Here is a 20,135-nt window from a genome sequence, read left to right on the forward strand (position 1 = left end):
GTGAGATTGTATTCAACCGCGAATGACGGTCAGGTGTAGAGCAGGCAACAGCGGAAAAAGCGTAATCCGCTGTCGCCTATATCAAACTTAGATACCCTAAATAATTCGAGTTGCGTGACAAAACGTGAGCGTTTTGAACAGCGCTATGCGCTGGCTCGAAGGGCGAAGCTCAGCGATGAGCCGAGTATTACCAACGCACAAGCAGCTTGAAGTATGACGAGTATCAGGCGTTGCCGGTGGCCTTAAACTCCCGCAGGAAACTGCCCCACTTGCGCTCGTAGAACGGCGTGGTGTGTTTAATCATATAATGGCTGATACCCGGCTCGCCGTCTTTCACCAGACACAAATCGACAGGACGATCGTCCGGTAAGGTATCGCTAGCGACGTTGCCCGCCTCACGAATGATGGTTTCCTCGTCCCGATCGGCATCGATACCAATCAGCAGGTGCGGCTGTTCTTCACCTGGCTCCTGAATCTGTGCCAAAAACGCCCGTTTTACCTGGCGGTGTTTGGCAAACAGCTGCGTCAAAGAATCAATCATCTGTGCTGGCATCTCGGCTGGCTGGCTCAGCATCACCTGCATATCTTCTTCAACAACGCGCTGCTGAACAAAACCATTGCCTTCGCCAGACAGAATATGTTCAATTTCCTGCGGCAAAAATTCTTTGCCATACGGTAGTTTAGGATTAAGGAACAGCGTGACGCCCTGCGTCATTTCAAACAACGACCGTACTGGCAGTGCCAGAAAAGGGGCTTCTTCCGTAATCACGCTCTGTAACGCTTCCAGGGAAGAAAAGAAGGGAATGGCGGATGAACCATCGTCTTTTTCCCAGTGCTGGATGTTCACATTACTGCCCGCATGCAATACTACCTCACCGGATTCATCCCCGTCGTCGGTACTGCCTAGTACAAACACCGTAGCTTCCATCAGTTCACTGAAAAATTCAGGACGATGCGCCGGCTCCGTTGCGGCCAGAATCAGCACGTCTTCCAGTTTGTTACGTGGCGAAAACTCCATACTTTCCTCAACATGATTACGTTAAAAGCCGGCGCGTTGAGGCCCGGCTTTATTTCTTCAACACATTAAATGGCAGATAAACCTGAATCGACTATTTGGCGTTGCTCAGCAGGAGATTCGCCAATGTGCGAACACCAAGCCCCGTCGCGCCTGTCGCCCACTGATCTACCGCACTTTTGCGGTACGTTGCGGAACAGTCGATGTGCAGCCAGCCCTGCTGGTAATTTTTCACAAAATGCGACAGAAAAGCCGCTGCCGTGCTGGCACCGGCGGTGTGTGCACCGCTGGCAATATTGTTCAGATCGGCAAAGCTTGACGGCAGATGGCTGCGGTGGAATTCTTCCAGCGGCAAGCGCCAGAACGGTTCGTTTTCTTCTTTCGCACTTTCCTGCAATGCCGCCACCAGCTCATCATCAAAGCTAAACAGCGCGTGATAATCGTTACCCAGCGCCATTTTCGCTGCGCCTGTCAACGTGGCACAGTCGATAATCCACTGCGGATTCTGCTCGGAAGCATCGATCAGACCATCCGCCAGTACCAGACGCCCTTCCGCGTCGGTGTTCATCACTTCAACCGTTTTGCCGTTACGGTAGCGAATAATATCGCCCAGACGGAACGCATTGCCGCTCACCATGTTGTCTGCACAGCACAGGTACAGCTTCACACGCTGTTGCAAACCGCGTGACGCCGCCAGCGCCAGTGCGCCAGTCAGGGTGGCCGCACCGCCCATGTCTGACTTCATGGAATCCATGGACCCGCTAGGCTTGAGGCTGTAGCCGCCGGTATCAAACGTAATACCTTTACCCACCAGACAGGCGAATACTGGCGCATCCGGATTGCCCGTTGGGTTATAGTCCAGCGCCAGCAGCACCGGCTGACGTTCAGAGCCGCGGCCCACCGTGTGCAGACCAGCATAATTCTGTTCACGCAGATCTTCACCTTTGGTGATGCGGTAGCTGACGGCATCACAGGCTACATCGCACAGCAGGTCGATTGCACGGGTCGCCAGTTGCTCTGGCCCCAAATCTTCGGCAGGCAGGTTGATGGTGTCACGCACCCAGTCCACAATCTTCAGGCGATCGTTCAGCTCTTGCTTATCCGCGTCGTTCAGTTCCGCCCATTCGACCGTTCTTTGCCCTTTCGGCCCACGATAGCCCTGCCAGAATGCCCAGCTGTTTGCCAGATCCCAGCCTTCCCCCGCTAACGTAACGTGTTTAATCCCCTGCCCATCGATTTTACGGGCGGCACGCTGGATCGTTGCCAAGGCAGCTTTGCCATTCAGCGACATCGACCCAACATGAATGGTAAAGCCCTGCTCATTCACACTCAGCGTCGCTTTTTCTCCCCAGCGCGCGTCAGCAGGTTGAGTGGAGAGTGAAATCAGCATGGTATTGTTCGTCATAGTGCTTCTCCGATAATAGGTATTCCTGCCACTTTTCATGTTTGCAGGTGATGTTCATATTTGCAGACATTCTGCTTATCAATGCGTGTTTATAAACGCTCTCGCTTATAAATACTCGGTTTGCAGATAAATAAACGGTGCATCATGACATGCAAATGTTACGAATTTTGGCACGAAATAAAATGGGCCACCCAAGGCAGCCCGTCATAATGTTAGTCGGCTTCATCTAACCAGACCAACAGGATCGCTTCCAGAATTTTTTCATTGGAGGCATCTGGCCGATCGTCAAATTCATCCAGTTCGCAGATCCACTGGTGCATGTCCGTGAAACGTACGGTTTTCGGATCGAGATCGGGGAACTGGTCGTAAAGCGCTTCACCGATAGCCCGGCTGTCTGTCCATTTTAATCCCATCGCGGTTTCTCCTTATTCAGATCAATGCTCGCGCGCATGGTTGATCGTATAGCGCGGGATCTCGACAACCAGATCGTCCCCGGCGATACGCGCCTGACAGCCCAGACGACTTTCCGGCTCCAGCCCCCAGGCTTTATCTAACATATCGTCTTCGTCTTCTGTACTTTCTGCCAGCGAGTCAAAGCCTTCGCGCACGATGCAGTGGCAGGTGGTACAGGCACAGGATTTCTCGCAGGCGTGCTCAACGTCAATACCGTTACGCAGGGCGACTTCCAAAATGCTTTCACCGCGTTCCGCTTCCAAAACCGCCCCTTCAGGACACAGATCCTGATGCGGTAAAAAAACTATCTTAGGCATGTTACACCTCATCCACAGAATGGCCTGCTAGCGCGCGACGGATAGAGGCATCCATGCGGCGGGCGGCGAATTCCTGGGTTTGTTGATCGACTGTTTTAATCGCGGCTTCAATCGCCACGGGATTGCTTCCCTGCATCATCGTATGCAGGTGTTCGGATGCCGCGACAATGATGCCTTTTTCGTCATGGCTCAATAATTCTGCGTCGGCCACCAGCGCACTTTGCAAGCTTTCCAGCACGCGTGCTGCCTCGACTTTTTGCTCTGCCAGCCGACGCGCGCCAACATCTTCCTTCGCATTCAGCATCGAGTCGGTGATCATCGTGGCAATTTCCGTATCGCTCAAACCGTATGACGGTTTAACCTGAATGGATGCCTCAACGCCCGTCGACTTCTCCATCGCCGTCACGCTCAGCAAGCCATCCGCATCGACCTGAAAGGTCACGCGAATGTGAGCCCCACCAGCAGGCAGCGGCGGCAGGCCGCGCAGTGAGAAGCGCGCCAGCGAACGGCAATCCGCCACCATTTCGCGTTCGCCTTGCAAGACGTGGATCATCATGCCGCTCTGGCCGTCTTTGAAGGTGGTGAATTCCTGTGCGCGGGCAACGGGGATCGTGGTATTGCGCGGAATGATTTTTTCCACCAGCCCGCCCATCGTCTCCAGCCCCAGCGACAAGGGGATCACATCCAGCAGCAGCATTTCGCTGTCTGGCTTGTTGCCCACCAGAATATCCGCCTGGATCGCCGCGCCGATAGCCACAACCTTGTCTGGATCGATCGACGTCAGCGGTGTACGACCAAAAAACGTTCTTACTTGATCGCGCACCAGCGGAACACGCGTCGATCCGCCCACCATCACGACTTCCAGCACCTCTTCTGCCGTCAGCCCCGCGTCTTTCAGCGTACGACGGCAGGACAGCAGCGTGCGTTTCACCAGCGGAGCAATCAGTGCATCAAGCTGTTCGCGGGTGATATCGCCCTGCCAGCCTGCGACATCCACAAGCACCGACTCGGCGCCGCTTAGCGCAATCTTGGCTTTCACCGCCGCATCACGAAAGGCATGATCCAACTGGCGATCGTCACGATCGTGAATACCCGCCTGCTCACGCAGCCACTCCGCCAGCAGATGATCGAAATCATCACCGCCCAATGCAGAATCGCCGCCCGTCGCCAGCACTTCAAAGACGCCACGACTTAAGCGCAGAATGGAAATATCAAAAGTACCGCCGCCCAGATCGTAAATGGCGATCACGCCTTCTTTACCGGAATCCAGCCCGTAGGCAATCGCGGCTGCGGTCGGTTCGTTCAGTAGGCGTAGGACGTGCAGCCCAGCCAGACGTGCCGCATCTTTGGTGCCCTGACGCTGTGCGTCATCGAAATAGGCGGGAACGGTAATCACCACGCCATCCGGCACACCGCCTAACGCCGCTTCCGCACGCGCAGCCAGCGCGGACAAAATATCCGCCGATACCTGTACAGGATTGAGGTTGCCGGCCGACGTCTGAATCAGCGGCAGACCGTTATCGCTGGCATAAAAGCGATAGGGTAAATGCGGGTAACGCTGCTGAATATCGTCCAGAGAACGCCCCATCAGGCGTTTAACTGAACTGACGGTATTTTCCAGATCGTGGGCAGCATTGTCGCGCGCGTGCCAGCCGACGCTGTGACCATCGTGACGATAGTGGACAACCGACGGCAGCAGGTCGCGTCCGTCGCTATCCGCGAGCGTCTGCGCTTCGCCGCTGCGTACGGTGGCAACAAGAGAATGGGTGGTGCCTAAATCAATACCGACAGCCAGACGGCGCTGGTGCGGTGCGGCGCTAAGGCCAGGCTCACTAATTTGTAATAAGGCCATATTGAGCTTCCATCAATTGGCTGACGAAAAAACCGGTATGGTAATCACCATCGGGTTTCCCGCCGGATTAACCAGTTATCTGTCCAGCAATTGTTCTTCGAGTTCTTCAACCTGTTGCTGGAGCTTGTCTAAAAAGCGTAGCTTGCGCACGGTATCCGCGGCGTCTGTCCACGTCTCATTATCGAGTTCATCACGCATATGCGAACGGCGCTTAACGATCATTGCCTGCAACCGCTCCGCGAAGGCCGTCAGCGCTTCATCCGCATCAGATCGCGGTGAGATCGCCTCCAACTCTTCACGCAGTTCCAGCTGTTCCATCAGGAATGCCGTGTCCTTCATCGTATGCTGTTCGTTGTTCACATCAAAACCGTGCAGCGACAGCATGTACTCCGCGCGTTTCAGCGGATGCTTGAGCGCCTGATAGGCGTTATTGATCGTCGCCGCCTGCTGCACCGCTAGCATGCGCTCGCGTTCTGGGCTGGCCGCATAACGGTCAGGATGGAACTGCCGCTGCAAATCCTGAAAACGGGATGCAAGCAGGCCGCCATCCACATCATAGCGAATCGGCAGCCCGAATAACGTAAAGTAATCCATAGTGGTACTCTGGGAGTTCTGGGTAGTTGCGCTTGCCATTCATTGATAGCACGCTCACTACCCAAGAGGGGTCAGACGTTGAAACTTTCGCCGCAACCACATTCGCCGGTAATGTTCGGATTATTGAACTTAAAGCCTTCGTTCAGCCCTTCTTTGACGAAATCCAATTCGGTTCCGTCAAGATAGACCAGACTTTTGCCGTCCACGATGACTTTGACACCTTTGTCTTCAAAGACCGTATCACCGTCGTTCAAATCATCCACAAACTCCAGCACATACGCCATACCGGAACAGCCGGATGTCCGTACGCCAAGACGCAGCCCAAGACCTTTGCCCCGGTTTGCGATGAAAGCGCTCACGCGTTGTGCCGCACTTTCGCTCAGAGAAATCGACATACTGTTACCTCGATCGTTCGCCAGCTCGACGGGATCAGGCACCGAGAGAAACGGTGCCCCGACGAGTTCAGCCGCAGAGATTACTGCGCGTCGCGTTTACTTTTGTAATCCGCAATCGCTGCCTTGATAGCGTCTTCCGCCAGAATGGAGCAGTGAATCTTCACTGGCGGTAGCTCAAGCTCTTCGGCAATCTGCGTGTTCTTAATCGCTTCAGCTTCATTGAGCGATTTGCCTTTTACCCACTCGGTGACCAGCGAGCTGGAGGCAATGGCAGAACCACAACCGTATGTCTTGAAGCGGGCATCCTCAATGATACCCTCATTGTTGACTTTTATCTGCAACTTCATCACATCGCCGCACGCTGGCGCGCCGACCATGCCACTACCGATAGAAGGATCGGCGTTGTCAAACGAACCCACATTGCGTGGATTTTCGTAGTGATCAATTACTTTTTCGCTGTAAGCCATGATAGTCGTCCCCGCTCTGGTGAATTAATGATGCGCCCATTCGATGCTGCTGATATCCACGCCCTGCTTGAACATTTCCCACAGCGGAGAAAGATCGCGCAGACGACCGATGGATTTACGCACCAGTTCGATGGTGTAGTCGATCTCTTCTTCGGTGGTAAAACGTCCCAGCGAGAAACGGATCGAGCTATGTGCCAGCTCATCATTCATGCCCAGCGCGCGTAACACGTAGGAGGGCTCCAGGCTGGCCGACGTACAGGCAGAACCGGACGATACCGCCAGATCCTTGAGCGCCATAATCAGCGATTCACCTTCAACATAGTTGAAGCTGACGTTCAGGATAGTGGACACGCCCTGTTCGATATCACCATTCAAGTAGACTTCTTCAATATCATTAATGCCGTTCCACAGGCGATCGCGCAGCGTACGCAGACGATCCATTTCTGCGGTCATCTCTTCTTTCGCGATGCGGTAGGCTTCGCCCATACCGACAATTTGGTGCACAGGCAAGGTGCCGGAACGCATACCGCGCTCATGGCCGCCGCCGTGCATCTGCGCTTCGAGACGAATACGGGGTTTACGACGAACATACAGTGCTCCGATCCCTTTCGGCCCATAGATTTTATGGCCAGAGAAAGACATCAGATCCACTTTTAACTGGTTGAGATCGATAGGCAGTTTACCTACGCTCTGTGTGGCATCAACGTGGAATACGATCCCGCGACTGCGGCACATCTCACCGATGGCTGCAATATCCTGCACAACGCCGATTTCATTGTTGACGTGCATGATGGAAACCAGAATGGTGTCCTCACGCATCGCAGCTTCGAGTTCGGTCAGATCGATAATGCCGTTACGCTGCGGGGCTAGATAAGTGACATCGAAACCTTCGCGTTCGAGTTGACGACAGGTATCCAGCACGGCTTTGTGTTCGGTCTTGCTGGTGATGATGTGCTTGCCCTTCTTCTGATAGAAGTTGGCAACACCTTTAATTGCGAGGTTATCGGCTTCGGTCGCGCCTGACGTGAAGACGATCTCACGCGGATCGGCACCAACCAGATCAGCAATTTGGTTACGGGCGACATCAACCGCCTCTTCCGCCTGCCAGCCAAAACGGTGTGAACGGGAAGCCGGGTTGCCGAACGTACCGTCCAACGTCAAACACTGCATCATTTTCTCAGCGACGCGCGGATCAACCGGCGTGGTAGCTGAATAATCGAGATAGATAGGTAACTTCATTGCTCATAAACTCCGTACATCACTTCAAAACGTACAATGCGTTTTGTTTTATTGACAGGCTGTTTATACCCGCAACCTCTCGGGCCAATGCAAAAAATCTGACGATGCTATAGTCGGAACAATTGATCGTCAGAACACGCCGTGACAGTCGAACTAACGCCAACACCACATTGAGTAATGTGGTCAGGATTATGCGGCTATCAGAAAGGCAAAACGTGACAAGTAAAGACTATTCGTCGCAAAGTACCGGCCACGTTTAAGATATATCAGGCGCGCAGGTTAACGTTGATCGTTTCCTGAATACGTCCATTGGCGGTGCGGCGAATGTCCGCATCCTGACGATCGGCAACGTTCAGCACTTCCTTATTATTCACCAGCTCATCCAGCGTGATGTTATTCAGGAAGTCGGTAATACGGTCGCTCAGATCGCGCCACAGCGTGTGCGTCAGGCAACGATCGCCACCCTGACAGCCTTCACGGCCCTGACAGCGCGTTGCATCAACGGATTCATCGACGGCCGAAATGACCATACCAACGGCGATTTCATTCGCGTTTTTACCCAGCAGATAACCACCGCCCGGGCCACGAACGCTGGCAACTAACCCATTCTTACGCAGGCGCGAAAACAACTGCTCCAGATAAGACAGTGAAATGCCTTGGCGCTCAGAAATATCCGCTAAGGGAACCGGACCTTCCTGGGAGTGCAGAGCCACATCGAGCATGGCGGTAACGGCGTAACGGCCTTTGGATGTCAGTCTCATGATAGTGGTACCTGTAGGTAAAACATGTATTATGAAAACATGTATTGGCAGAACATACCGCGAGTCTGACATTCCCGAGTGTTTTAGTCAACTATTTAACCGAGTAAAATACTCAAGTATTATTCGTCGTGGGTTTTTTGTACCGAACTCAGTATCCCACGCAAGATGTTAAGTTCCTGCGCTTCAGGCCTGGCGCGGGTAAACAAGCGACGCAGCTTGTTCATCACCTGCCCTTGATGTGCTGGTCGGATAAATCCGGTTTGCAGCAATGTCTCTTCAAGATGCTGATAAAAGCGCTCCAGATCGTCGACCAGCGGATACGGCGATTCTTCATGTTCCGGCTTACCGGCCTGTAACCGATCCAAATGCGCGATACGCACTTCATAAGCAATAATCTGCACCGCCATTGCCAGATTCAACGAGCTGTATTCCGGGTTTGCGGGAATCGCTACGTGGTAATGGCATTTTTGCAGTTCATCATTTGTCAGCCCAACACGCTCACGTCCAAACACCAACGCCACCGGTGCGTGCTCTGCTTCCTGCGCGCTGCGAACGCCGCATTCGCGCGGGTCCAACATCGGCCAGGGCAACGTGCGGGAACGCGCACTGGTGCCAACAACCAGACTACACCCTTCAAGCGCCTGATCGAGCGAATCAACAATCGTAGCATTACCGATGACATCGCTGGCACCGGCCGCCAGCGCAATCGCCTGCGAATCAGGCTTAACCAATGGGTTGACCAAATAAAGTTTGCTTAATCCCATGGTTTTCATCGCCCTGGCCACTGACCCCATATTGCCAGTGTGCGACGTTTCAACCAGAACAATGCGAATATTGTCTAACATATGTACTCTATTGTGCGAAAGGAAGTCGTGCGAAAAGGAAACCGCCGTACTCTAACACAAACTTCGCTATTTGACTTTTCTCCTGCTATACTCTGCGCCGCTTTCCGTTCTTTAACATTCCAGTGGACCGATACCATGCATCCGATGCTCAACATCGCTATACGCGCTGCGCGTAAAGCCGGTAATTTGATTGCCAAAAACTATGAAACGCCAGACGCCGTCGAAGCTAGCCAAAAAGGCAGCAACGATTTTGTGACTAACGTCGATCGGGATGCAGAACGTCTGATCATTGAAGTCATCCGCAAGTCTTACCCACAGCACACTATTATTGGTGAAGAATGTGGCGAGCTGGCAGGTGAAGATCCGGCAGTACAATGGGTTATCGATCCTCTGGATGGCACCACCAACTTCATCAAACGTTTACCCCACTTTGCCGTTTCTATCGCGGTCCGCATTAAAGGCCGTACTGAAGTTGCCGTTGTTTATGATCCTATGCGTAATGAACTGTTTAGTGCTACCCGTGGTCAGGGTGCGCAGTTGAACGGCTATCGTCTGCGCAGCAGCACTGCCCGCGATCTGGACGGCACCGTGCTGGCAACCGGCTTCCCTTTCAAATTAAAACAACACAGCAAAAGTTATATCAATGTCATCGGCGCGCTGTTCACCCAGTGTGCAGATTTCCGCCGCACGGGTTCCGCTGCATTGGATCTCGCCTATGTCGCCGCGGGCCGCGTTGACGGTTTCTTTGAAATCGGCCTGAAGCCGTGGGATTTTGCTGGTGGCGAACTGCTGGTGCGCGAAGCTGGCGGGATCGTGACAGACTTCGTTGGTGCTCATAACTATATGACGTCCGGCAATCTGGTTGCTGGTAATCCACGAGTGGTTAAAGCCATTCTGGGCACCATTCGTGAAGAACTGAGTGACGCGCTGAAACGTTAATCTCGACCCACTCCGGCTCACCCACATAAAAATGAAATTGGGTCGGAGTTGTTATTTTTCTTTACATATGAATCCTGTATACGCATTGTTTATCCTTATACGATAATAATTATCAAACTCATTTCTCTGATAAATTGTGAATTAGGATCACCACCATGTTAAGAAAATCAGTAAGATCGCTCTTTCTGACCGCATTACTCTCCGCCCCACTTTTCAGTTATGCCACCCAGTATCCTCTTACCGTTACCGACTTCGATGGTAGAAGTGTCACCATCCAACAAGAGCCGCAGCGCATCATTCTGCAAGACGGACGTGATATTATGGCGATGGCACTGCTTGACCGCGATAATCCCTTTCAGCGTCTGGTTGCCTGGAACAATCTGGCAAAAAAACAGGACACCGCAACCTGGGACATGCTGAAAGGAAAATGGCCTCAGTCCGTCGGCATTCTGGATATGGGCTTCAGTGACAAAGGTAACGTCGATCTAGAAAGCGTACTGTCAAAACAGCCGGACCTGATGATTGCCCAACTGCGTGCCAAAGCGGCACTGAAGGAAAGCGGCGTGATCGACAAGCTCAGCGCGCTGAATATTCCCGTCCTGTTTGTCGATTATGAAGTGAATCCGGCAAAAGATACCGCCCCCAGCATCGATCTATTGGGAAAAGTGCTGAACCGCGAAGCCAATGCCAAAGCGTATACCGATTTCTACCGTCAGCACTTCGATGCCATTCAGCAGAAAACCGCCGCGATAGCCCCGAAACCCAGCGTCTTTGTTGAGCCGATTGCCGGTAACTCAGACTCTTGCTGTTTCACACACAGCAACAGCGGCTGGGGTGGCTTAGTTGAAGCCGTCGGCGCGAAAAACATCGGTTCAGATTTGCTGCCGGGCGCAACGGGTTTTGTCTCGCTGGAAAAAATCATCAGCATGAAACCTGATGTTTACATCATGACGGGCTCTAAACGCGGCAACAGTCAGGTACTGCCGCTAGGCTATGGTGCCAATGTGGAAGGCGTTCGTACTCAGGCAAATGTGCTACTAAACCGCACCGGTATTAGCCAGATCCCTGCGGTTCAGGCAAAACACGTGTATGGCGTTTACCACCATTTCTACAACCATCCCTACAACATTGTTGGTATGGAATATCTGGCAAAGGACATTTATCCTCAGGCGTTTTCCAGCCTGAATCCTGATGACACGTATCACCATATCATTCAAAACTTTACCTCACTGCCTGACAGTGACTTTATCTTTGCCTGGAAACAAGGTGAGTAATTTTTCATGAGTACAACCACTGAACCGGGTATCCGCAATACTGCCGCGGATGCCAACACCATAATGGACAACTATCGCGGCATCATTCGACGCCGCGTGGGTGTTATGGCGATACTGCTGTTGATCATCATCGGCTCATTGTTACTGGATTTCACGATGGGGCCTTCGGGGCTAACGCTTGATGTGCTCTGGAACACGCTGACCGATCCGGCCAGCGCTGATGCAGGTACGCGCGTGATTGTCTGGGATATTCGTCTGCCTTATGCGTTGATGGCCATCATTGTCGGGCTAGCGCTCGGCCTGGCTGGCGCAGAGATGCAAACGATCCTGAACAACCCGTTGGCCAGCCCATTTACGCTCGGCGTTTCCTCTGCCGCCGCATTCGGCGCCGCATTGGCGATCGTGCTCGGTATCGGTATCCCTGGCATCCCGGCTCAGTGGTTTATCTCTGCTAACGCTTTTATTTTCGCCCTATTGGCAGCATTGCTGCTTGATGGTATCACGCGCTGGACGCAGGTCGCCACGTCAGGCGTCGTGCTGTTCGGCATCGCATTGGTGTTTACCTTCAATGCACTGGTTTCCATGCTCCAGTTCATCGCTAACGAAGACACCCTGCAAGGGTTGGTGTTCTGGACTATGGGCAGTCTGGCTCGTGCATCGTGGGAAAAATTGGGCATCCTGCTGCTGGTACTTGCCGCTGTTATGCCCATTTCGCTGATGAGCTCATGGAAACTTACCGCTCTGCGACTGGGTGAGGATCGCGCCGTCAGCTTCGGTATTAACGTGCGCCGCCTGCGTCTGGCGACGCTGCTGCGCATCAGTATTTTATCCGCTATTTCGGTCGCATTCGTTGGCCCCATCGGCTTTATCGGCTTGGTTGCTCCGCATATCGCACGCATGATTTTTGGTGAAGACCACCGCTTCTATCTTCCTGCCAGTGCGTTAACTGGCGCACTGGTACTGTCGATGGCCTCCGTCGCCTCGAAAAACCTGATTCCCGGCGTCATTATTCCGGTCGGCATCGTCACCTCACTGGTTGGCGTACCTTTCTTCCTGAGTATTATTTTGCGCCACAGAGGGAACGTATGAGTCAGCAAACCACATCTGGATTACGACTTTCTCATTTTCGTGCGGGTTACCCCAAACGTCAGGTGATTCGCGATCTGTCAGTACCCCAATTGCCACGCGGGAAAATTACCGTGCTGCTCGGCCCCAACGGCAGCGGCAAATCCACCCTGCTGCGTGCCATGGCAGGTCTGAACCCTTCAGAAGGCGAACTGTGGCTGGATGATATCAACCTGATGACATTGCCATTCGCTCAGCGGGCGGAAAAGGTCGTTTATCTGCCGCAGTCCTTGCCCGCAGGCGTTCACCTGCACGTACTGGAATCGATTATCGTCGCACAGCGCGCCTCCGGCGGCATGCATAATGCCGAAAAGCAGGATGAAGTCATGAACCTGCTGCGACAGTTGGGCATTGAGCATCTGGCGTTAAGCTACCTCGATCAGCTCTCCGGCGGCCAGAAGCAGCTGGTTGGGTTAGCACAATCGCTGATCCGTCAACCCTCACTGCTCTTGCTCGACGAGCCGCTCAGCGCATTGGATCTGAATTATCAATTCCACGTAATGGATTTGGTGCGCAAGGAGACGCGCAAGCGCAACATCATCACTGTCGTGGTGGTGCATGACATCAATATCGCGCTGCGTCATGGCGACCATGTGTTGATGCTACAAAACGGCAACCTGATTGCTGATGGTGCGCCTGCGGAAGTGATTAGCCCCGAAAGCCTGTCAGCGGTCTATGGCGTACGCGGACGTATTGAGCGCTGTTCACAGGGCGTACCGCAGGTGATTATCGACGGACTGGTCAGCGAACCGACCATCTAGATGGTGAACCATTCGAATAACCTCCGGTAAGCGAATGCCCCGGAGGCATAATACTGCTAGTGTAAACGCTCACTTCCCAACATATCGCGCATGTTCGTCAGCATGTTCTCAAACAAACGTAATGCCAAACCAACGCTGTTTACGTTGTAGTACAGCGCCGCATCATGATGCTTTAAATAATTCTCAAACTCCGGTTTGCCGATCAATTTATAAATAGCCGTAAATCGCAGGATCAGATGGCTGCAATTATTGAGATACAAATCAAGCGTACGGTAATCGCTTTTCATCAATTGAGTCAGTAGCACAGTCATATGCTCGAATTCCGTCAACAGGGACGCATAATCTCCCAAATTTTCAGCGCTGTGCTCGGTCGATTTCATACTGTCATCTCCCTTTATCCTTTCGCCATCCGGCATAGGATTCTATGGCCGCGTACGGTCTCACAGCACAACACGCGGCTTGATAGATCAGAAACGCTGCCAATCTCCTTCATCCTGAGCAGCAGCGCTTTTTTGCTTAGCGGGGGCGAGACGAGGTACAGATAGACCAGACGGCACAGAGGCAAGCGCGGGGGTCAGCGCCGATGGCGTAATTTGCCCCACAATAAATTGCCCCACCAGTTGGCTCAACGTGCTTGCCTGTTCCTGCAAAGACTGCGAGGCAGCGGATGCTTCTTCGACCAATGAGGCGTTTTGCTGGGTCACATCATCCATCTGGTTAACGGCCTGATGCACCTGACTGATCCCCTGGCTTTGCTCTTCCGTCGCCGCAGCGATTTCATTCACCAAATCCGTCACCTGCTGGATCGCGTCTTTCATCGCCGCCATGTTTTTCCCCACATCGCTGGCTTGTTCAACCCCTGCCGATACCAGTGAGTTTGAGGCATCAATCAAATCCTTGATCTCACGGGCTGCCGTAGACGAACGTTGTGCCAGCGTGCGCACTTCTCCTGCTACCACCGCAAAACCGCGACCTTGTTCACCCGCACGCGCGGCTTCTACCGCCGCATTCAGGGCAAGTATGTTGGTCTGAAACGCAATACCTTCGATAAGCGCAATGATGTCGGTAATCTTGCCAGAGCTAGTACGAATATGTTCCATCGTACTCAGCATCGTACTGACTGAATCGGCACTATTGATAGAAATTCGGCTGGCATTGCCCGCCAATAGGCTGGCCTGCTGTGTGTTCTCCGCATTCTGGCGTACCGTTTCGCTGATTTCCGTCATACTGGCAGCGGTTTGTTCCAGCGACGCCGCCTGTTCCTCAGTACGCGCTGACAGATCCTCATTACCTGCTGCAATTTGCGTCGCCGCACTGCTTACCGACTGCGATGAAGCATTCACCGAAGCCAGCGCCGCGGAAACGCGATGCATCAGGCTATTAAAGGCTCGAGCGGTATTCCCGACCTCATCCTTGCGCCGATCGTCAGCCTGAATGGTTAGGTCAAGATGCGTGCTGACGTTTTCCATCGTTTGATTCATATTGTTCAAACTCTTCCTAATGCCCAGGATGGTTCTCACAGCAAAGAAACCAATCAGCAGCACAACCAGCAATGTGCCTGACAACAGGCCAAACCACGTTTGATCGTAAACTTGTTTATTCACCTTGCGTAGATCGTCGCCCATTTCAACATTAAGATCGAATTGCTTACGGTAATTGGCGAGGAGGTCACGCACCACTTTTCCGGGGCCATCCATTCCTTGAAGCAGGCCAAGAGCGAGATCATTTTGGTTCGCTCTTGAGGCATTAATAAAAACAGGTAGCGCTGCCTGTAATTTCTGGGTCAGACCAATCGCCGTATTCGTCAATTGTCGATCTGCCTCGCTGGAAGCATCGTTTATCAGGTAGTACTCATTGAGCTTCTTTATTTCCTCAATGGTGTTATTAATGTCCTGCTCGATCGGCGGCAGCTTACGATCGTCATCCGTGGTCTGATGACGATACAAAAAAAGCACCAGCGAATTGCTTTTATCTACTAAGTTGTTCAAATCTTTGATGCTAGGAATGGCATTATCCTGAACGTATTCAAAACGAGACTGGAACCCTGATAATAGTGATAAAGTGACGATAACCAATGAGATAAGTGCTAGCGACATTAACGAAAACGTCAACAGCAGGCGTTGCGTGATATTCATAAACCGCTCCATTTTAAATTTTTATACTGCATATTTTCCTGATTCGGGTAGGTCGCATCGGCAACATCCCGTTCTTACATGCCACTGAGTACGGATCAGGCATGCTTTTACCACGCTCAGTTATCGGCAAACCCACAATGACCTTGCGTTCCCGATCGTTAAAACAAATTAATAAAATCAAATGGATAGATTAAAGCTATCAACCAACGACAATTGATCGTCAAAAACGTCCGTTCATCTGTAACGGCACTCAAGGAAAAAGGCACAAAAAAAAGCACTGACCAATCAGGTTCAGTGCTTTTTATCTCTGGCTTACTATCTGATAGCGCTATTTCTTCGCTGGCAGCGTAACCCAATAACCTGGCTGATACGGCAGCGGCAGGAACTTCTCATGGAAGGTACGGAATGTTGCATTAGGATCGAGGTCTTTAAATAGTTCAGGGTGCATCCATTTCGCTAATACTTGAATCGCCACAAACTGATACGGGCTGTCGTAGAACTGATGCCAGATCGCATGCGCGTTGCCATCGGTTGCTACTGGCAGCGTTTTAAATGCTGAGCGTTCCATCAGCTTTTGCAGGCGTTGCAGCGCTTCCTTCTGATCGGCTCCCGGACCTACACCAACCCAGCCGTTCGCCGTGTTGTAGTTTTTCCAGTTCGCGCCTGTTACCACCACGACATCCGGGCGAGAGCTGATAATCTGCTCAGGATTCAACGTACCAAACGTGCCGGGAATGATGTTCTTGGCAATGTTGTCACCGCCGGCAACTTCAACCATGCGACCAAAGTTTTCATCACCGAATGACATGCAGCACTCTTCATCATAACCACCCGCGCGATCGATCATCACTTTTGGACGTGAGCCTTGATAGTTTTTCAACCGATCGGTAACGATTTCAATCTGCTCACGACGGAATTTAATAAGCTCTTCCGCACGCTGAGGTTTGCCCACCAGTTGTCCCATGATGTGAATACTTTTCTCCGCGTTCTCAAACGGTTTTTCGCGAAAATCGATAAACACCACCGGAATACCCAGCGAACTGAGTTTTTCAATCAATTTACCTTCATCCGTCGCCGCTTTTGACTCCAGATTCATCAACACCAAATCCGGTTTTAGCGTCAATGCCTGCTCAACGTTGAAGGTACCATCTTTCGCTCCGCCAAAAGTCGGCAGCTTTGTGATTTCCGGGTATTGCTTTTCATAAGCCAGATAGCCGTCGTAATCGGCTTTTGGCAGATCGTCACGCCAGCCAACCACACGTTGGAACGGTGCTTCGGTATCAAAGGCAGCCAACAGATAAATTTGTCGGCCTTCCCCTAAAATAATCCGCTTCACTTCGGATTTGATTTCTACTTTCCTGCCACTAACGTCTTCAATAACAATCGGGTTAGCGCTAGCAGCAACGCTAGCGCTCAGCCCCAAGAGCACAACGACTGAGAACAGCCATTTCTTCATTATTATTCCCTTCTGCGATTATGGTTATAAATGATAATGGTTATCATTAATGAAATAATATCCTGCCGTGATTATCGGAGGCAATGGGTTTCTAACGAGAAGTTAATAAAAAGTGAAATCAGCCGGAGAATGGCCGAATACCGCCCATCATCGCAGGCTGTGCGCTGAGGTAAAGTAGGATACCGGAGCCAACTAAAATCAGCCCACCAGAAAAAGCCAAAAGAGAAAAAGTAGTACGCTGCCACACGGGCGATGCGCGGTTTGCACCTAAGCGCTCAACAACACGACGGCAGTAAAAAACCAGCACGGCCAGTGCTGAGATCGTAATCGCTGTTCCGGCAGCCATCACCAGCGCAGAGGCTACGCCCCACAGATAAACGCCGATCACTTTAGAGAAAAGCAGCACCAGAATAGCACCTGAGCACGGGCGCATCCCCATCGCCAGTACAATCATCAGACGCGTACGCCAGTTGCTATCACGCTCAAGCTCCTCATTGCTCGGCAGATGACGATGCCCACAGCCACAATCGGCATCGTGCTGATGAAGAGAATGAGGCGGTGCAAGCATTGGGCGCAGTGTCATACGTCGATGAGCCGGCTCGTGAAGTGGCGTCACACGCAAAATCGTCGCCGGTTTCGGCTGCCGAACAAGGGCGATATACAGCTGTTTTAGCGCTCGAAAACAGAGCAATAGTCCCAGCCCCGCGACTAGCACAAAGCTCCCCTTTTCCATCCAGAAGCTACTGTTATGCAGCGTTCGGCTCGACAGTTGTAAGATCCCTAATACCACGGTCACCAGCGCGACTGCCATCAGTCCCTGAACCAGTGAGGCAGCACATGTTAGCTTCAGGCTGCTTTTCAGCTTCGACGGGTGTGTCGCCAGATAGGTCATGATGACGACTTTACCGTGCCCCGGCCCAACCGCATGAAGCACGCCATAGACCAGACTGAACATCATCAGGCTCAGCCCCGCCTGATGCGGCTGCTGTTCCACCATCTGCAACAGGTGTGACATCTGCTGGTGCAGCGATTTCTGCCAAATCGCGCTTTGCAGCACGATTTGCGGCCAATATCCCACAATGTAATGTAGCGCCGCAGCAAGCAGCGCCAAAAACAGCCACAGCGGCCACAGATCGCGCAGTCGGCTCAACAACGGGCGCTGACGCGGCAGCGAGCCGAGGTTCACTGACATTGCAACGTCACCCGCTGTGAAAACTGTTTCCCCAGCTCCATGTCTTCATCCGGCGCATCGTTCTTATCCAGCGACAGCGCGTAGGACTGCAATTCAGCATTAGGTTCCGGCGTGACGAGCGAAGTTTTACACCGTGAAGTCAACGCAGGCGTCAACTTAATGGCTTTATCGTTCTGATAAGACATGTCGACAAAGTAGGTAGGATCGTAAGTAGATATCAGCAAAGGCTTACCCGCCAACGGCTGTGGATGCGCCAGCGGCAGCACAAACTCCAGTACCGCCTGATTGCCTTTGCGCGAAAGGTGATATTCGGTTGGCATCGGTGCATATTTCACGGGCTGACCATCACGATAAATATCAGTGAAATAGTGCTGCCCTAACACATTCGCCATGACTTCCGCCGCCAGCTTTTTCCAGACTTCAGAATCCTTTTTCGCCTGTCCTGCGTCATACAGCAAGTCGGCAGACGTGATAGGGTCCATCGTCCACTGCATACGTAAACCGGTGATATTGTCGTTCTGGCTTTCAACTGTCGTTTGCATATCAATAAAACTGTGTGGGTGAGCGAAAACGGGCTGGCCGAATGCCAAACCTGTCATCAGCAACGTTATCCGTCCGCACCACCGTTTCAAAGCGTTATAATGTAACATTATTTTTATCACAATGTGTTACGCCACTCTCTCATGTTTTTGCGACAGTGTGATGGCTCACAGACGGTCGGATAAACAGAGCCGGAACGGCCAACAGCGCCATCACCCAAAACGTACCGCCCTGCAAATGATCAAACAGGAAGCCGGACACCATGGTCATCACCGCAATACTCCCCCCCATCGCCAACGCGGAATATACCGCCTGCAACCGCAATACGTCACCTCCGCTGCGTGCCGCAATAAAGCGCATGGCGGCCAGGTGGCAGACGGTAAACGTACCACAGTGCAATATCTGTATCACAATCAGCCACGGCAGAGCCACCGTCGTCCCCATCAAACCCCAGCGCACCACGCCGCATACCGCGGAGAGCAGCAGGAGCTGTCTGGCACTCCAGCGTCGGAACAGGCGCTGGCTAAAGGTAAAAATGACGATCTCCGCGACAACACCCAGCGACCAGAGATAACCAATAATCGAGGCGGAATAGCCTGAATCCTGCCAATAAATCACGCTGAAACCGTAGTAAGCCGCATGCGCCCCCTGCAATAGCGATACGCAAAGTAGAAAACGCCATACCGCTGGTTCACTCAGTAATTTTTTCCATGGCGTGACGCTGGCAGATTGTGTCGTAGACGCAGTGGCCTGTGGCATCACACTCGGCTGTAACAACATGCCAAGCAGCATGGCGACAAGGCCCGTACTTAGGATCGCCAAGATGGCGGGATGCCCCCAAATAGCCACCAGCTCACCCGTCACAGCAGAGGCGATAACAAAGGCTATAGATCCCCACACGCGAACTTTGCCATAATCCATCGCTACCTGCTTTTGCCACGTGGCAGCCAACGCATCAGTCAGCGGCACCAGCGGCGCAAAAAACAGGTTAAACCCGATCATCACTATCATCAGCCACAGCCAGGCATTCCCCAGCCAGAAACCAACAGACAGCGCCAGTGACAGCAACGCCAGCCCACGCAATACCGTAATTAATTTGGACGGATCTTTCACGCTGGGCGTAATGACCAAACTACCGACGAAGCGCGCTACCAGCCCCGCCCCCAACAGCATACCTATCGACTCTGCGGACAACCCCTCACCTTTTAACCACCCGCCCCAAAACGGCAGGAAAACACCATAACAAAAAAAGTAGGTGAAATAGCTCAGCGCCAGCCAGCGCGTCGATTGCAAAACCATGATTCCTCCCTTTCGGTGACAAACTCCCCTAGCTTCGGCACTTTTTTTCCGGTTACTGTGTCAGAGAGCAC

At 52.5% G+C, this 20,135-nt stretch carries 21 protein-coding genes; 4 read left to right on the forward strand and 17 right to left on the reverse strand.

Annotated elements, in window-relative coordinates; translation table 11 throughout:
- Positions 1–223: 223 nt before the first annotated feature.
- From sseB to trmJ, 11 genes are all read right to left on the reverse strand, one after another.
- Entirely contained in the window at positions 224–1,018 is a 795-nt protein-coding gene (gene sseB / locus EDI29_RS07450) for an enhanced serine sensitivity protein SseB (protein ID WP_137740380.1), read from the reverse strand.
- Positions 1,019–1,109: 91 nt separating this feature from the next.
- Positions 1,110–2,420: an aminopeptidase PepB gene (gene pepB / locus EDI29_RS07455; protein ID WP_137740381.1), complete on the reverse strand. Its 1,311-nt coding sequence runs from the start codon at positions 2,418–2,420 to the stop codon at positions 1,110–1,112.
- Positions 2,421–2,632: 212 nt separating this feature from the next.
- Positions 2,633–2,833, reverse strand: coding sequence for a Fe-S cluster assembly protein IscX (gene iscX / locus EDI29_RS07460; RefSeq protein ID WP_005970169.1), 201 nt, complete (start codon positions 2,831–2,833; stop codon positions 2,633–2,635).
- 21 nt (positions 2,834–2,854) lie between these two features.
- Positions 2,855–3,190 (reverse strand): ISC system 2Fe-2S type ferredoxin, encoded by a 336-nt coding sequence (gene fdx, locus EDI29_RS07465; protein ID WP_095700236.1) that lies wholly within the window; start codon positions 3,188–3,190, stop codon positions 2,855–2,857.
- Position 3,191: 1 nt separating this feature from the next.
- Complete coding sequence (gene hscA / locus EDI29_RS07470) at positions 3,192–5,042, reverse strand: Fe-S protein assembly chaperone HscA (protein WP_137740382.1); 1,851 nt, start codon at positions 5,040–5,042, stop codon at positions 3,192–3,194.
- 75 nt (positions 5,043–5,117) lie between these two features.
- Positions 5,118–5,636 (reverse strand): co-chaperone HscB, encoded by a 519-nt coding sequence (gene hscB, locus EDI29_RS07475; protein WP_137740383.1) that lies wholly within the window; start codon positions 5,634–5,636, stop codon positions 5,118–5,120.
- A gap of 71 nt (positions 5,637–5,707) precedes the next feature.
- The gene (gene iscA / locus EDI29_RS07480) at positions 5,708–6,031 is read right to left on the reverse strand and encodes an iron-sulfur cluster assembly protein IscA (RefSeq protein WP_005970175.1); all 324 of its coding nucleotides are present in this window, start codon (positions 6,029–6,031) and stop codon (positions 5,708–5,710) included.
- An 80-nt stretch (positions 6,032–6,111) separates the two neighbouring features.
- Positions 6,112–6,498: a Fe-S cluster assembly scaffold IscU gene (gene iscU / locus EDI29_RS07485; protein ID WP_005970177.1), complete on the reverse strand. Its 387-nt coding sequence runs from the start codon at positions 6,496–6,498 to the stop codon at positions 6,112–6,114.
- A 24-nt stretch (positions 6,499–6,522) separates the two neighbouring features.
- Positions 6,523–7,737 carry an IscS subfamily cysteine desulfurase gene (locus EDI29_RS07490; protein ID WP_137740384.1) on the reverse strand — a complete coding sequence of 405 codons (1,215 nt, stop codon included), beginning with the start codon at positions 7,735–7,737 and terminating at the stop codon, positions 6,523–6,525.
- Between the two features lie 266 nt (positions 7,738–8,003).
- Positions 8,004–8,498, reverse strand: a complete 495-nt coding sequence (gene iscR, locus EDI29_RS07495; RefSeq protein ID WP_107170447.1) for a Fe-S cluster assembly transcriptional regulator IscR — start codon at positions 8,496–8,498, stop codon at positions 8,004–8,006.
- A gap of 119 nt (positions 8,499–8,617) precedes the next feature.
- Complete coding sequence (gene trmJ / locus EDI29_RS07500) at positions 8,618–9,343, reverse strand: tRNA (cytosine(32)/uridine(32)-2'-O)-methyltransferase TrmJ (RefSeq protein ID WP_005970181.1); 726 nt, start codon at positions 9,341–9,343, stop codon at positions 8,618–8,620.
- 135 nt (positions 9,344–9,478) lie between these two features.
- Between trmJ and suhB the strand changes: the two genes are divergently transcribed.
- From suhB to EDI29_RS07520, 4 genes are all read left to right on the forward strand, one after another.
- Positions 9,479–10,282: an inositol-1-monophosphatase gene (suhB, locus tag EDI29_RS07505; protein ID WP_107170445.1), complete on the forward strand. Its 804-nt coding sequence runs from the start codon at positions 9,479–9,481 to the stop codon at positions 10,280–10,282.
- 155 nt (positions 10,283–10,437) lie between these two features.
- A complete protein-coding gene (locus EDI29_RS07510) occupies positions 10,438–11,556 on the forward strand; it encodes an ABC transporter substrate-binding protein (RefSeq protein WP_137740385.1) in 1,119 nt (372 codons plus the stop codon).
- A 105-nt stretch (positions 11,557–11,661) separates the two neighbouring features.
- On the forward strand, positions 11,662–12,645 hold the full coding sequence (locus EDI29_RS07515; protein ID WP_395303352.1) for a FecCD family ABC transporter permease: 984 nt from the start codon (positions 11,662–11,664) through the stop codon (positions 12,643–12,645).
- Positions 12,642–13,442, forward strand: a complete 801-nt coding sequence (locus EDI29_RS07520; protein ID WP_137740387.1) for an ABC transporter ATP-binding protein — start codon at positions 12,642–12,644, stop codon at positions 13,440–13,442. Before EDI29_RS07515 ends, EDI29_RS07520 begins: the two co-directional genes overlap by 4 nt.
- 56 nt (positions 13,443–13,498) lie before the next feature.
- Here the strand turns inward: EDI29_RS07520 and EDI29_RS07525 are convergent, their stop codons facing one another.
- From EDI29_RS07525 to EDI29_RS07550, 6 genes are all read right to left on the reverse strand, one after another.
- Entirely contained in the window at positions 13,499–13,822 is a 324-nt protein-coding gene (locus tag EDI29_RS07525) for a hypothetical protein (RefSeq protein ID WP_137740388.1), read from the reverse strand.
- A gap of 87 nt (positions 13,823–13,909) precedes the next feature.
- Complete coding sequence (locus EDI29_RS07530) at positions 13,910–15,577, reverse strand: methyl-accepting chemotaxis protein (RefSeq protein ID WP_137740389.1); 1,668 nt, start codon at positions 15,575–15,577, stop codon at positions 13,910–13,912.
- Between the two features lie 328 nt (positions 15,578–15,905).
- Complete coding sequence (locus EDI29_RS07535) at positions 15,906–17,033, reverse strand: ABC transporter substrate-binding protein (RefSeq protein WP_137740390.1); 1,128 nt, start codon at positions 17,031–17,033, stop codon at positions 15,906–15,908.
- A gap of 118 nt (positions 17,034–17,151) precedes the next feature.
- Positions 17,152–18,225, reverse strand: a complete 1,074-nt coding sequence (locus tag EDI29_RS07540) for a nickel/cobalt transporter (protein WP_137740391.1) — start codon at positions 18,223–18,225, stop codon at positions 17,152–17,154.
- A complete protein-coding gene (locus EDI29_RS07545; protein WP_137740392.1) occupies positions 18,216–18,875 on the reverse strand; it encodes a DUF1007 family protein in 660 nt (219 codons plus the stop codon). The genes EDI29_RS07540 and EDI29_RS07545 overlap by 10 nt, the downstream gene beginning before the upstream one ends.
- Before the next feature lie 31 nt (positions 18,876–18,906).
- Positions 18,907–20,064, reverse strand: coding sequence for a 3-phenylpropionate MFS transporter (locus EDI29_RS07550; RefSeq protein WP_137740393.1), 1,158 nt, complete (start codon positions 20,062–20,064; stop codon positions 18,907–18,909).
- Positions 20,065–20,135 lie beyond the last annotated feature (71 nt).

This window comes from Pectobacterium polonicum, from assembly GCF_005497185.1.
Classification (GTDB): domain Bacteria; phylum Pseudomonadota; class Gammaproteobacteria; order Enterobacterales; family Enterobacteriaceae; genus Pectobacterium; species Pectobacterium polonicum.

Coding starts and splice junctions, on each gene's coding strand:
- sseB (WP_137740380.1), bottom strand. CDS start 1,018: ATGGAGTTTTCGCCACGTAACAAACTGGAAGACGTGCTGATTCTGGCC.
- pepB (WP_137740381.1), bottom strand. CDS start 2,420: ATGACGAACAATACCATGCTGATTTCACTCTCCACTCAACCTGCTGAC.
- iscX (WP_005970169.1), bottom strand. CDS start 2,833: ATGGGATTAAAATGGACAGACAGCCGGGCTATCGGTGAAGCGCTTTAC.
- fdx (WP_095700236.1), bottom strand. CDS start 3,190: ATGCCTAAGATAGTTTTTTTACCGCATCAGGATCTGTGTCCTGAAGGG.
- hscA (WP_137740382.1), bottom strand. CDS start 5,042: ATGGCCTTATTACAAATTAGTGAGCCTGGCCTTAGCGCCGCACCGCAC.
- hscB (WP_137740383.1), bottom strand. CDS start 5,636: ATGGATTACTTTACGTTATTCGGGCTGCCGATTCGCTATGATGTGGAT.
- iscA (WP_005970175.1), bottom strand. CDS start 6,031: ATGTCGATTTCTCTGAGCGAAAGTGCGGCACAACGCGTGAGCGCTTTC.
- iscU (WP_005970177.1), bottom strand. CDS start 6,498: ATGGCTTACAGCGAAAAAGTAATTGATCACTACGAAAATCCACGCAAT.
- EDI29_RS07490 (WP_137740384.1), bottom strand. CDS start 7,737: ATGAAGTTACCTATCTATCTCGATTATTCAGCTACCACGCCGGTTGAT.
- iscR (WP_107170447.1), bottom strand. CDS start 8,498: ATGAGACTGACATCCAAAGGCCGTTACGCCGTTACCGCCATGCTCGAT.
- trmJ (WP_005970181.1), bottom strand. CDS start 9,343: ATGTTAGACAATATTCGCATTGTTCTGGTTGAAACGTCGCACACTGGC.
- suhB (WP_107170445.1), top strand. CDS start 9,479: ATGCATCCGATGCTCAACATCGCTATACGCGCTGCGCGTAAAGCCGGT.
- EDI29_RS07510 (WP_137740385.1), top strand. CDS start 10,438: ATGTTAAGAAAATCAGTAAGATCGCTCTTTCTGACCGCATTACTCTCC.
- EDI29_RS07515 (WP_395303352.1), top strand. CDS start 11,662: ATGGCGATACTGCTGTTGATCATCATCGGCTCATTGTTACTGGATTTC.
- EDI29_RS07520 (WP_137740387.1), top strand. CDS start 12,642: ATGAGTCAGCAAACCACATCTGGATTACGACTTTCTCATTTTCGTGCG.
- EDI29_RS07525 (WP_137740388.1), bottom strand. CDS start 13,822: ATGAAATCGACCGAGCACAGCGCTGAAAATTTGGGAGATTATGCGTCC.
- EDI29_RS07530 (WP_137740389.1), bottom strand. CDS start 15,577: ATGAATATCACGCAACGCCTGCTGTTGACGTTTTCGTTAATGTCGCTA.
- EDI29_RS07535 (WP_137740390.1), bottom strand. CDS start 17,033: ATGAAGAAATGGCTGTTCTCAGTCGTTGTGCTCTTGGGGCTGAGCGCT.
- EDI29_RS07540 (WP_137740391.1), bottom strand. CDS start 18,225: ATGTCAGTGAACCTCGGCTCGCTGCCGCGTCAGCGCCCGTTGTTGAGC.
- EDI29_RS07545 (WP_137740392.1), bottom strand. CDS start 18,875: ATGTTACATTATAACGCTTTGAAACGGTGGTGCGGACGGATAACGTTG.
- EDI29_RS07550 (WP_137740393.1), bottom strand. CDS start 20,064: ATGGTTTTGCAATCGACGCGCTGGCTGGCGCTGAGCTATTTCACCTAC.